Genomic DNA, 11,920 nt, shown 5'->3' on the forward strand with positions numbered 1-11,920 from the left:
ACATTATTTTTTAGAAAGTGTTAAGATAAATATCTCTTTTTGCGATGCCTAAAAAGTATTACTTTTAAGTCCTTTTTTAATACATATGCAAAACTGGATTACTCTTTTAACAGAATTTAAAAGCAAACAGATACCTGTTGCTTTAATAACTGTAACAAAATGTTTAGGTTCCACACCATGCGTGGTTGGATCTAGAATGATAGTAACAAAAGATAAACATATTCATGGAACAATAGGAGGAGGTAAGCTTGAATATAAAGCAATTGATGAGGCAATTATTGCATTAAAAGAAAACAGAATTATTGAGTCCAACTACACATTAGGTCCAGAATTTGAACAATGTTGTGGTGGAAAAGTAGAATTTATTATAGAACCTATGAATCAATCACCAGAATTATTCTTATTTGGAGCAGGACATATTGGAGTTGAAATCTGTAAATTATTAGTTGACACTCCTTTTAAAATAAACTTAATTGATTCTCGTGAAAATTGGTTTAAAAATATAGAGTTCGATAAAAGTATCACAACGCATCAAACAAGCGAAACCGATTTTAAAACCTTTAAAGAGGCTGTGAAATGGGGAAGTAATAGTTATATCCTAGTACTAACACATAACCATGCAATAGATTTTGATATCATAACTATGGCATTACAAAATGAAACTAAATTTCTAGGATTAATTGGAAGTAAAACCAAAAAAGTACGCTTCAATAATATGCTTATTAAAGAGATGAATATTCCTGAAGGTATGACTAATGTAGTTTGTCCAATAGGCATAGATATTGGAGGCGATACACCAAAAGAAATTGCTATTAGTGTCGTTGCACAATTACTACAAACACATTACAAAAATGAGTAATGTCATTAAAAGCACAGCTAAGAATCCTGTATTACAAAACAATAAGTCCATCATTGATAAACTTACTGCACTTTGGGCTTTAAATGAGTCTGGTTTAGGTGGTTTTTTACACGTGTTTAACTCACCATTTACAGGATTAATTGTTGGTGGAATAGCTATTTTATTGATTAGCCTTATTGCATATTATGCTAAAAATAAATGGCAAGCCATTTTAAAAGCATTGGTCATTGTCTTGATTATTAAAATGGCAGTGAGTCCATATTCGCCATTTACTGCTTATATTTCTGTAAGTTTTCAAGCGGTTTTCGGAGCTTTTTTATTTTCTAACTTTTCATGGAAAGGGTTGACTTTAATAGTTTTAGGTACGGTTACGTTTTTGCAATCTGCTCTTCAAAAATTAATAAAACTTACTATTATTTATGGCACAGAATTTTGGGAAGCTATTAATATTTATGGTGCATGGATTCAACAAAAAATGAATTTTGTAACCGAAACAACAACAACATCCCTTATCATAACTGTTTACATTTTAATCTACGGAATTTGTGGTGTGTTAGCTGGATTATTTATAAAAAGTATAATTGGTATTATCTCCAATAAAACAGAAACTTCTTTTTATTTGACAGAAAAAAAGTCACTAAATAAAAAAGTTAAACCAAAAACAATAATTAAAACAAAAGTCATCTGGATATGGCTAGCCACAATAGCTATTGTCATATTGGCTTTTGCCATTTTTGGAGGTCCATTATTTGGTTGGCAAAAAGCGATATACATCATTTTACGAAGCTTTTTAATTTTAATGATTTGGTACTTGGTGTTGGGACCAATTGTTATAAAATTAATTAGTCATTTTTTACAAAAAAAAGAGTCAAAATATCAAGTGGATATTGCTAATGCAATGGATTTGTTTCCGTATTTCCGACAGATTATTTCTTTTACATGGAAAGAAACAAAACACTTAAAAGGTTATACACGTTTTAAATATTTTATAGCAAATAGTATTTTTAATTGTATTCATTTTAAAATTCCTGTAGGATGATTTACATAGTTACAGGAGCTATTAGATCAGGAAAAACAACTGCTTTGTTTAAGTGGTGTAACAACCGAAATGATGTAGATGGTTTATTATGTCCAGATGCTAAAGATGGAAAACGCTATTTTTTGAAAGTTAAACAAAAAGATAGGTTTACACTTGAAGCTAATAATAATGATGAAGACAGTATTGAAATAGGACACTTTAAATTTTTAAAATCTGCTTTTAATGAAGCAAATACGTTTCTAAATTCAATAGCTTCTAATAAAGAAAATAAGTATATAGTTATAGATGAAATAGGAAAATTAGAATTAAAAAATGAAGGTTTGCATCTCTCTGCGGATACATTAATTTCTAAGTTTAAGTTAGATGAAAATCAACACGTCATTTTGGTAGTTCGTGATTATTTGTTTGATGCTGTTATGAAACATTATACTATTTCAGACTACTATCTTTTGAATAAAGAGGATTTAGAGTCCTTTTTTTAAAATGTTTTTCGAGTGAAGCAAGAACGACAAGAAATCTCACAATTTCAAAACAATTGTAAAGTTTATCAACCAAAAATCGTCTCGCTCAACGCATAATAAATTGCCATTAATGCAGAAAAAATAGCACTTCCTAAAAAGCGCCATTTCAATTTAAAACGATTTTGGATAATATAATTGGCAATAAAAGAAATTAAAATATTAGCTAAAAACGACCAAAAGGCAATAGCTATTAAGTTCCAGCTAATAGCATCAAATTGCCCTGAGAATAGTTTAATAAACAATAAGTGTCTGGCAATCCATAATGGATTAAAATATAAAATAGCTAACCCAGTTTTGGTTAGTGTCGCTTTTAAACCTTTTAGACGTTCTGTTTTTTTTACAATCCAATCAAAATAATTTGGAATTTCAAACGCGTAAACAGTAGCGCCAACAAGCATCATCCCAAGTAGTCTATACCAAGAAAATTCATCCAACAAAAGTGCAGCAATAGTGTCTCCTGCACTGTAAATCAATGCACCTTTTAATATGTTTTGTTTTTTATAATGTAATGCCATTAAGGTTTTAGAATGACTTTAAAATCCGTAAGTTTTTTTTGCACTATTAATTTGTTCTGTTTCAGTGGTTTCTGGATACAAAATATATTTTGGTGCTATTATTGGTTTTGATGTAATGATTTTAATAGTGGTAATTGTTTCAAATGGGAATAGGCCTTTTGTCATTTTACTTAACACTTCAGCTCTTTCTAAAAATAAGGAATCCTCTTTTTCAATAATCATAGCTTTTCCATGAATTTGATAGCCTTTTTGTATTAAAATATCAATAAAACTAATACATACATTAGTGTTTTTTTTAATGTTTCTAACAGTGTTTGGTGAAGCAATGTTTGCAATTATTATTTCGTCATTACCATAATAATTAAAAATCTCTTTTGGCGAAACATTAGGTATATTGTCTTCTGAAGCAGTTGCTAACCAACATAAAACGCTTCTGTCAATATAAGTTTTAATTTCCGAAGATAATTTCATTTCAATGTTCTATTTATACAAGCTCATTAAAACTTTCTCTGGTGTCATTGGTGCATGAAATTTTAAATTGTATTCAGGATTAAAAGCTTTTATAGCATTTTGAATTGCAAAATAAGCGCCAATACCATACATTAAAGGTGGCTCACCAACCGCTTTGGATTTTAATATGGCTAGGTCATGACCTTCTGTTTCTACAGGAATGACTTCAACATCTTTTGGTACTGAAAATATATCCGGAATTTTATAAGTAGACAACGCATTAGACAATAGTTTTCCTTCATTATTATAAGCAATTTCTTCCATGGTCATCCAGCCAATGCCTTGTGCTAAAGCACCTTCTACTTGACCTAAATCAATCCCTTTACTCATACTTTTTCCGTAATCGTGCACAATTTTTACACTTTCAAACTCGTAAGTCCCACGAGTGCAATCGACAGTAACAGTCGTGATTGCGGTTCCGTAAACATGATACGCAAAAGGATGACCTTTTTCTTTAGTTTTATCAAAGTGAATTTCTGGTGTAGCGTAATGTGCATTTTCGGTTAATGCTACACGTTTTAACATGGCTTTACCGATGAGTTGCGTCCAAGTTAATTCTGATTTCTTTCCTTTAACATATACAAATTCATCTTTTAAAGTGATATCTTTTTCTGAAGTATTTAAATCTTCCGAAACCACGATTTTCAAACGTTCAACTAAAGCGTTACAAGCCATTAAAGTAGCTTTTCCATTTAAGTCTGCAGTAGAACTTGCAGCAGAAGGAGAGGTGTTTGCAACTCTAGTTGTATTGGTGGTTTCTATCTTTATTTTTTCTATAGGAATGGAAAATACATCTGCAGCAATTTGCATGATTTTAGTATTGACACCTTGTCCCATTTCTACAGCAGCAGTACTGATTCCAACGCTTCCATCTAAATAAATATGTACCAACGCACGAGCATGATTCATAGGTGTGTTGGTAAATGAAATACCAAAAGTAATTGGCATAAAAGAGATTCCTTTTTTGAAGGCTGTATTTTTTTTATTAAAATCTTTAACGTCTTGTTCTAAAGCTTCAATATTAAATAATGATTTCGCAGAATACCAGGTGTTTTTGGCTTCTACTTTTTTAGCTATTTGACCATAGGAAAAGGTGTCGTTTTCATCTAACAAATTGGCTTCCTGAATTTGTCTTGGTAATACTCCAATTTCATGAGCAGCTTTTGCAATTGCGGACTCAATAACAAACATACCTTGTGGTCCACCAAACCCTCTAAACGCTGTGTTTGGTGGTAAGTTGGTTTTACAACTTAAAACAGTTGTAGTTACATTTGGTACATAATAACTGTTGGTGGCATGAAATAAGGTTCGTTCTGCAATTGCAGGAGATAGATCTGCTGCTGCACCAGCATTTTGTAAAAACTCCGCTTGATAAGCTAGGATTTTTAAGTCTTTGGATAAGCCAATTTTATATGCGCTTTCATATGGATGACGTTTGCCAGTCATACGTAAATCATCATGACGATTCAATATTAATTTCACAGATTGATTGAGATGATAGGTTGCCAAAGCAGCCATAACAGCCCAAGGAGTGGCTTGGTCTTCTTTACCACCAAATCCACCTCCAAGTCGCGTTACGTCCACCTCAATTTTATGCATCGCTACATTTAAAATACGAGCAGTAGTGGCTTGCACAGCAGTAGGTCCTTGAGTTGAAGAAGTAATTTTTATATTACCATTTTCTAAAGGTTCTGCATAGGCACCTTGTGCTTCGATATATAGGTGCTCTTGACCATTAGAGAACGTTTCGCCTTCAAAAACATAATCACAATTTTTGAAAGCTTTTTCGGTGTTACCTAAACTAAAAGATCGTGGTGCATTGATAAAGCTTCCTTTTACTTTGGCTTCTTTTGCAGTTGTAATTACTGGTAAATCTTCGATTTCAATGTCTATTAGTCGTCTTGCTTGTCGAGCTATAAATTCGGTTTCTGCTACAATTAGCGCAATTGGCATTCCCCAAAAATGGACTTCGCCTTCTGCAAATAATGGTTCGTCTGCAATGATGCCTCCAATTTCATTTTGTCCAGGAATATCTTTGTAGGTAAAAATGCGGATAACACCTTCTAATGCTTTCGCTTTTGAATAGTCAATATATTTTATTTTTCCGTGTGCTTTTGGCGAATCAAAAACCACTGCGTGAAACGTACCTTGTCTAATATTAACGTCATCCACATACAACGATTCTCCACGAACATGCGTATACGAATCCAAGTTTTTTATGCTTTGTTTTAACGATTGTGAAACAGCATCTAATTTAGAATCTAAACTGGTATTTGAATTGTTTTTATGCATGCTGAACAAAATCGTTTAAGGTGAATTGCTTCGGAAATAATTCGGTAAAATGAGCATAGAATAACTGTCTTCCTAACAAACGTTTATAATCGCTTGTACCACGAACATCACTAATTGGACTGATTTCTTTTTGTAATATTTTATTAGCTTCGTGTATTGTTTCTGAAGTTAAAGGTTTTCCAATCAAAAACTTTGAGGTTTCATGCAAATATTTAGGTATTGCTGCAACTCCTCCAATAGACACGTGAGCATCAGAAATAGTTTTATTTTCAATTGAAATATGCATTGCAGAATTCACACTAGCAATATCTAAATGTGTACGTTTACATACTTTTTCAAAATTGAAAAAAGAGTTTTTTGTTGGTAGCTTAAAACTAATGTCTTTTAGTAGTTCACCTTCGTTTAAATCGTAGGTTTTGTACCCTTGGTAAAAGTTTTTGAGTGCAATAGTTCTTTCTTTTTGATTGTCATCTATAATAGTGATATTGCTATTTAAAGCTAAAAAGAAAATGGTCATATCTCCAATTGGAGAGGCATTTATTAGATTTCCGCCTAAGGATGCCATATTCCTAATTTGTTCCGAAGATACTAACTTTAAGTGTTTTTTTAGATTTGGAAAATAGGTGTTTAAGTCGCTATGATTCCATAAATCTGAAACGGTTGCATTGGTTCCAATAGTGCAAACTTTATTGTCTATAGTAATACCTTTTAAATAATCTTTTTCTGCAATAAGATGCACGTTATTATCTGCTAAATGATCGGGTTGTTGCACATATAAATCAGTTCCTCCAGCGACATATTTTCCTTTAGGCTGATTTAAATCTTTGATTTCAATGTCTTTTAGACGCTTTGGAATACTTTCAAAATACTCTGGAATAAATTCATTTTTAATAAGCCAATTAATAGAATTTTTATTTTGATGCTCTAATTTTTCGACCACTTGATGTGCTGCTTTTTCTATTGCTTTATAACCTGTACATCTGCAAATATTACCGCTTATGGCATCAAGCGCATTACTATAGTTATTTTCAGAATTTGATAACGCATAACCAGTTAAAGCAACTACAAAACCAGGTGTGCAAAATCCGCATTGTGTCGCGTAATTGGCTTTCATGGCTTCTTGAGCAGTGGTGAGTTTGTCTTTTAGGTTTGTGCCTTCAACCGTTACAATATGTTTACCATGTGCATTTCCTAAAGGCGAAATACAAGAAGTGATACTTTGGTATTCAATAGTGTCATTTTTTAAGCTTCCAACTAAAACAGTGCATGCGCCACAATCACCTTCACGACATCCAATTTTAGTTCCTGTAAGACGTTGCTCATAACGAACAAAATCCAATAAGGTCATTCCAGAATGTTCTGGCGTTTTTATAGTTTTATTATTTAGGATGAAGGTGATCATGTGTTAATATTCAGTCTTATCTTCTTTTTTAGTCCATTCTTGAAAGGGTTCTAAAGCAATGTCTCGAGCTAATTGTTCAAAAGGGATACTTCGTTTTTCATATGGTAAAGGGATTTCTTTGTAAATAAACTCGTCATCAAAGCCAATATTAGCTGCATCAACCTGATTGCTTCCGTAATAAACTTTGTCTGGTCTTGCCCAATAAATGGCACCTAAACACATTGGGCAAGGTTCGCAAGAGGTGTAAATTTCGCAACCATCTAATTGAAAAGAATCTAGATTTTTACAAGCATCTCTAATAGCTGTAACTTCTGCATGTGCTGTTGGGTCGTTTGTTGAGGTGACTTTGTTATTACCGCGACCTACAATTTTTCCGTCTTTTACAATAACGCAACCAAACGGTCCACCTTCATTGTTGTTCATTCCCTTTAACGCTGCATTTACAGCTTCTTTCATAAATTGTTTTTTATCTGTCATTTGTTAGTATTGATAAATGTTGCAATAGCTAATATACTACTTTTTGTAGTGAATTAATATTGAATACGTTAGTGTTTAAAACCAAAAAACCCGATTCAGTTGAATCGGGTTTTTAGTGGTGGTGCCTCCAGGAATCGAACCAGGGACACAAGGATTTTCAGTCCTTTGCTCTACCAACTGAGCTAAGGCACCAGTCGCATAATTGCGGATGCAAATATATATTCATTTTTAGAACTAGCAAAACAAAAATTACAAAATTTAATGAGTATTTCTGGTATATTAGTTTTTAAGTGTTTAGATGGCTCTATTTCAATATTATAAAATTATTAAGACTTTTATTACATTGGTTTTGTAAATTTAGCGTTTTTAGACGTTATATGAATTTAGTTATAGATGTTGGAAATACCAGAACTAAACTAGCTGTTTTTAAAGAAAACAGTATGGTTAAAAGGGAAATTGTTAATACATCAGATATTTTAAAAAGTCTAAAAACTTTCAAAAAAACGGATTCTAATATTAATAACGCAATTGTATCTTCTGTTGGACATTTAGATGACAAAACGATGCAGTATTTAAATGATCAATTTAAATTATTGGAGTTAAATCATGAAACACCTGTTCCGTTTTTAAATTTATATGCAACACCAAAAACTTTAGGGATAGATAGAATTGCTTTAGTTTGTGCATCTGTGCAACAATTTTCGGATAATAATGTTTTAATTATAGATGCTGGAACTTGTGTCACCTATGATTTTATAAATACTAAAAACGAATATTTAGGAGGTGCTATTTCCCCTGGAATTAGAATGCGTTATCAAGCGTTACATAACCAAACAGCTAATTTGCCATTGTTGGAAACCAAGATTTCGGAACATTTTATAGGTAATTCAACAACTTCGTCTATACACAGTGGAGTTGTTAACGGAATTGTAAACGAAATGGAAGGAGTTATAAATCAATATAAGTCTGATTATTCAGATTTAACAATAATTTTAACAGGAGGAGATGCTAATTTTTTGTCTAAACAATTAAAAAGTAGCATATTTGCCAACTCAAATTTCCTACTAGAGGGTTTGAATTTTATATTACAATATAACATAGTCTAATGATAAAAAAACTTGTATTAGTTTTTATTGCATTATTTGCAATTCAAAGTTACGGTCAGGATGGTACCGCTTCACCTTATTCGTTTTACGGAATAGGAAGTTTAAAATTTAAAGGATCTGTAGAAAACCGTAGTATGGGAGGTTTGGGTGTTTACAAAGATAGTATTCATATAAATTTTCAAAATCCTGCAACTTTCACAGGAAATAACTTAACCTCATTTAATAACGAATCTAGACCAGTAAAATTTACTGTTGGAGGTAGTTTTACCAGTACAAGTTTAAAAACGGAAACTAGTAGCGACAAAGCCCAAAGTAGTACTTTTAATTATTTAGCATTATCTGTACCAGTTGGTAAGTTTGGATTTGGATTTGGATTATTACCATATACTTCTGTTGGGTATGAGTTAGAAACACTTGACAGTGAAGGCAGAGTAGATTTTAGATATTTTGGAGATGGAGGAGTTAATAAGGCATTTTTTAGTTTAGGATATCAAATTAATAATGCATTAAGCATTGGTGTTGAGATGGATTATGATTTTGGGAATATTAGAAACAATACTATAAATATTGTGTTTAACGATTCTGGAGAGCCTTTAGATTATTTTACTGCTGAGAACAACAGATCAGATATAAGTGGACTTAACTTTAATTTAGGACTACATTATCAAAAAATGATTAATTCTAAGTTAGAATTTCAAGGATCTGTTACCTATGCGCCTGAAGCTGAATTAACTTCAAGAAACCAAAGAATTATTTTTACAGATAATGGAACAGAAGAAAGTAATATAGAAGTTGATCTGGCAGCATCAAATTTAGAAGAAACTAAATTAACACTTCCTTCTAAATTTAGTTTTGGAGCAGGATTAGGTGAGCCAAGAAAATGGTTTGCAGGTGTTGAATATGTATCACAAAATACCAGCGAATTTTTCAATCCGTTTTATGGTAATGTTGGTGCTACATTTGAAGATGCGTCAAAATTATCTATTGGTGGATTTTATATTCCAGAATACAATTCGTTCTCTAAGTATTGGAAAAGAGCAACTTACAGAGCTGGACTTAGATTTGAGAACACAGGATTAAATATTAATAATCAATCTATAAAAGAGTTTGGCATGTCTTTTGGAGTAGGTTTACCAGTTGGAAATGTATTCTCTAATGCTAACATAGGTTTAGAGTTGGGACAAAGAGGAACAACAAACGCTAATTTGGTAAAAGAGAATTTTATAAGTTTCCAATTAAGTCTATCTTTAAATGATAGATGGTTTCAAAAAAGAAAATATGACTAACAGCATAAAATTTAAGATTATGAAAACTAAAATTACTTTATTAATTGCCTTAATGTTTGGATTAAATGTAGGGTTTGCACAAAGCAATGAAGAGTGTATGACTAAATTGTCTTTAATGACAGAGTCTGCAAAAGCAAAAAATTACGAGGCTGCATACCAGCCATTTATGGACTTAAGAAAAGATTGTCCTAAATACAACAAAGCAATATATGTATATGGTGAAAAAATATTAAATCATTATATAGATAAATCTTCAGGAGCAGATAAAATTGCTTACATCAATGATTTAATTAAAATGTTTGATGAAAGAATGGCAAATTTTGCTAGCGAATCTCCAACAGGAGAATACCTTGCAGAACAGTGTCAATTAAAGTATGATAATAAAGCTGCATTAGGATTGTCAGATCAAGATTTATATGATTGTTTTGATGCTGCTTACAAAACAGATAAAGATAACTTTAAAAATGCTAAAAGTCTTTACGTATACTTTAAGTTAATGGTAAGTTTGTATGATTCTGGTAGCAAAACAGCTCAAAACTTATTTGATAAGTATGATGACGTATCAGAAAAAATTGAAGATGAAACTGCATATAATTCTAAAAAATTAAACGAGTTAATTACAAAAGAAGATGCTGGAACTGCTTTAACTAAAAAAGAAGGTAAGTATAAAAAGTACTATGGTCAAATGATTGAAGCTTTTGAAAAAGTACAAGATGGTGTAGATTCTGATTTAGGAGACAGAGCAAATTGTCAAAACTTAATTCCTTTATACCAAAAGGATTACGAATCTAACAAGAATAATGCAGTATGGTTACAACGTGCCATGAACAAGTTATACTCTAAAGGATGTAAAGACGATCCAATGTTTGTTACTATTGTTAAGCAAAAAAATACGATACAGCCAGATGCTAGTACAGCTTACTACCTGTATATTATTACTGGAGAGCAAAAGTACTTAGATCAAACTATGGATTTAGAAACAGATCCGTTTAAAAAGGCTAAATTATATTACAGAGCTGCATTAGACTTTAAAAGTAGTGGTAGTTATGGTAAAGCAAGACAATACTTCCAGGAGTCTTTAAAGTTAAATCCATCTAACAAAAAGCCTCATGAGCATATTGCAAGAATGTATGCTTCTAGCGCAAACAATTGTGGAGACACAAACTTTAACAAGCGTGCAGTATTCTGGTTAGCTGCAATAGAAGCAGATAAATCTGGAAACAGTGGATTAGCTGCAAGTTATAGAGCTAAAGCACCTTCAAAGTCTGAAATATTTACAGAAGGTAATGCAGGACAAAGCATTAGAATTGGATGTTGGATAGGTAGAAGTGTAACAGTACCAAATTTATAATGCCAAAACATAAATTACATAGTATTAAAAACTTAGTCATAGCAATTGCTATGACTTTGTTTTTTTCATGTAATAATCATTTAAAAGATGTTAATAAAATGAGCATATCTGCTAACGATCCAGTAGGTGTCTCAGATAGTATTAACGTTAAATACACAGACTCTGGTCGTTTGTCAGCAAACCTAGTTAGTCCCAAAATGTACGATTTTAGTAACAGAAGTTTCTCTTATTCTGAGTTTCCTGAAGGAGTAATTTTACATTTGTATGATATAAATAATGCACAAACTACAATTATTTCAGATTATGCAATTGTCTACAATAATACAGATTTAATAGATCTAAGAGGAAACGTCATTGCTGCAACACCAACGCAAGATACATTATATGCAGAGCAATTGTATTATGACCAGAAAAAGGAATGGTTATTTACCAATCAACCAGCCACGTATAGATCTAAAGGATATGTTACTAGTGGACTAGGTTTTGACTCTGATAAAGACTTTAAAAAAGCTGAAGTTTTAGGCGTTACAGGTCAATTTGCTGTACAAGACTAATTTTTAAA

12 protein-coding genes and 1 tRNA gene are annotated in these 11,920 nt (G+C 31.9%); 7 read left to right on the forward strand and 6 right to left on the reverse strand.

Translation table 11 applies throughout. The features are described 5' to 3' along the window. The first annotated feature begins 85 nt into the window (after positions 1-85). The 3 genes from xdhC to Ollyesu_RS07235 are packed head-to-tail and all read left to right on the forward strand — an operon-like array spanning position 86 to position 2,380. Positions 86-859 (forward strand): xanthine dehydrogenase accessory protein XdhC, encoded by a 774-nt coding sequence (gene xdhC, locus Ollyesu_RS07225; RefSeq protein WP_279300565.1) that lies wholly within the window; start codon positions 86-88, stop codon positions 857-859. Further along, positions 852-1,898, forward strand: coding sequence for a hypothetical protein (locus tag Ollyesu_RS07230; RefSeq protein WP_279300566.1), 1,047 nt, complete (start codon positions 852-854; stop codon positions 1,896-1,898). Before xdhC ends, Ollyesu_RS07230 begins: the two co-directional genes overlap by 8 nt. Then, positions 1,895-2,380: a nucleoside-triphosphatase gene (locus Ollyesu_RS07235; RefSeq protein ID WP_279300567.1), complete on the forward strand. Its 486-nt coding sequence runs from the start codon at positions 1,895-1,897 to the stop codon at positions 2,378-2,380. Before Ollyesu_RS07230 ends, Ollyesu_RS07235 begins: the two co-directional genes overlap by 4 nt. 65 nt (positions 2,381-2,445) lie before the next feature. On the opposite strand, the gene Ollyesu_RS07240 is transcribed toward Ollyesu_RS07235, so the two are convergent. The 6 genes from Ollyesu_RS07240 to Ollyesu_RS07265 all read right to left on the reverse strand — a co-directional run bounded on the left by Ollyesu_RS07240 (position 2,446) and on the right by Ollyesu_RS07265 (position 7,807). After that, on the reverse strand, positions 2,446-2,934 hold the full coding sequence (locus Ollyesu_RS07240; protein ID WP_279300568.1) for a hypothetical protein: 489 nt from the start codon (positions 2,932-2,934) through the stop codon (positions 2,446-2,448). Between the two features lie 18 nt (positions 2,935-2,952). After that, positions 2,953-3,405: a pyridoxamine 5'-phosphate oxidase family protein gene (locus tag Ollyesu_RS07245; RefSeq protein WP_279300569.1), complete on the reverse strand. Its 453-nt coding sequence runs from the start codon at positions 3,403-3,405 to the stop codon at positions 2,953-2,955. 9 nt (positions 3,406-3,414) lie between these two features. Further along, complete coding sequence (locus tag Ollyesu_RS07250; RefSeq protein WP_279300570.1) at positions 3,415-5,736, reverse strand: molybdopterin cofactor-binding domain-containing protein; 2,322 nt, start codon at positions 5,734-5,736, stop codon at positions 3,415-3,417. Next, positions 5,729-7,138, reverse strand: a complete 1,410-nt coding sequence (locus tag Ollyesu_RS07255; RefSeq protein WP_279300571.1) for an FAD binding domain-containing protein — start codon at positions 7,136-7,138, stop codon at positions 5,729-5,731. Before Ollyesu_RS07255 ends, Ollyesu_RS07250 begins: the two co-directional genes overlap by 8 nt. Before the next feature lie 3 nt (positions 7,139-7,141). Next, positions 7,142-7,615 carry a nucleoside deaminase gene (locus tag Ollyesu_RS07260; RefSeq protein ID WP_279300572.1) on the reverse strand — a complete coding sequence of 158 codons (474 nt, stop codon included), beginning with the start codon at positions 7,613-7,615 and terminating at the stop codon, positions 7,142-7,144. Between the two features lie 116 nt (positions 7,616-7,731). After that, a tRNA-Phe gene (locus tag Ollyesu_RS07265) sits at positions 7,732-7,807 on the reverse strand. A gap of 185 nt (positions 7,808-7,992) precedes the next feature. Between Ollyesu_RS07265 and Ollyesu_RS07270 the strand changes: the two genes are divergently transcribed. The 4 genes from Ollyesu_RS07270 to lptC are packed head-to-tail and all read left to right on the forward strand — an operon-like array spanning position 7,993 to position 11,912. Beyond that, positions 7,993-8,721 carry a type III pantothenate kinase gene (locus Ollyesu_RS07270; protein WP_279300573.1) on the forward strand — a complete coding sequence of 243 codons (729 nt, stop codon included), beginning with the start codon at positions 7,993-7,995 and terminating at the stop codon, positions 8,719-8,721. Beyond that, positions 8,721-10,007, forward strand: coding sequence for a hypothetical protein (locus Ollyesu_RS07275; RefSeq protein ID WP_279300574.1), 1,287 nt, complete (start codon positions 8,721-8,723; stop codon positions 10,005-10,007). Before Ollyesu_RS07270 ends, Ollyesu_RS07275 begins: the two co-directional genes overlap by 1 nt. 19 nt (positions 10,008-10,026) lie before the next feature. Then, on the forward strand, positions 10,027-11,358 hold the full coding sequence (locus Ollyesu_RS07280; RefSeq protein ID WP_279300575.1) for a hypothetical protein: 1,332 nt from the start codon (positions 10,027-10,029) through the stop codon (positions 11,356-11,358). Continuing rightward, positions 11,358-11,912, forward strand: a complete 555-nt coding sequence (gene lptC / locus Ollyesu_RS07285) for an LPS export ABC transporter periplasmic protein LptC (protein ID WP_279300576.1) — start codon at positions 11,358-11,360, stop codon at positions 11,910-11,912. Before Ollyesu_RS07280 ends, lptC begins: the two co-directional genes overlap by 1 nt. Positions 11,913-11,920: the final 8 nt, after the last annotated feature.

Source organism: Olleya sp. YS (genome assembly GCF_029760915.1).
Taxonomy (GTDB): domain Bacteria; phylum Bacteroidota; class Bacteroidia; order Flavobacteriales; family Flavobacteriaceae; genus Olleya.

Bases quoted from the DNA above. Each gene is read 5' to 3' on its own strand.
- xdhC (WP_279300565.1), top strand. From the start codon at position 86: ATGCAAAACTGGATTACTCTTTTAACAGAATTTAAAAGCAAACAGATA.
- Ollyesu_RS07280 (WP_279300575.1), top strand. From the start codon at position 10,027: ATGAAAACTAAAATTACTTTATTAATTGCCTTAATGTTTGGATTAAAT.
- Ollyesu_RS07270 (WP_279300573.1), top strand. From the start codon at position 7,993: ATGAATTTAGTTATAGATGTTGGAAATACCAGAACTAAACTAGCTGTT.
- Ollyesu_RS07260 (WP_279300572.1), bottom strand. From the start codon at position 7,615: ATGACAGATAAAAAACAATTTATGAAAGAAGCTGTAAATGCAGCGTTA.
- Ollyesu_RS07250 (WP_279300570.1), bottom strand. From the start codon at position 5,736: ATGCATAAAAACAATTCAAATACCAGTTTAGATTCTAAATTAGATGCT.
- Ollyesu_RS07235 (WP_279300567.1), top strand. From the start codon at position 1,895: ATGATTTACATAGTTACAGGAGCTATTAGATCAGGAAAAACAACTGCT.
- Ollyesu_RS07255 (WP_279300571.1), bottom strand. From the start codon at position 7,138: ATGATCACCTTCATCCTAAATAATAAAACTATAAAAACGCCAGAACAT.
- lptC (WP_279300576.1), top strand. From the start codon at position 11,358: ATGCCAAAACATAAATTACATAGTATTAAAAACTTAGTCATAGCAATT.
- Ollyesu_RS07245 (WP_279300569.1), bottom strand. From the start codon at position 3,405: ATGAAATTATCTTCGGAAATTAAAACTTATATTGACAGAAGCGTTTTA.
- Ollyesu_RS07230 (WP_279300566.1), top strand. From the start codon at position 852: ATGAGTAATGTCATTAAAAGCACAGCTAAGAATCCTGTATTACAAAAC.
- Ollyesu_RS07275 (WP_279300574.1), top strand. From the start codon at position 8,721: ATGATAAAAAAACTTGTATTAGTTTTTATTGCATTATTTGCAATTCAA.
- Ollyesu_RS07240 (WP_279300568.1), bottom strand. From the start codon at position 2,934: ATGGCATTACATTATAAAAAACAAAACATATTAAAAGGTGCATTGATT.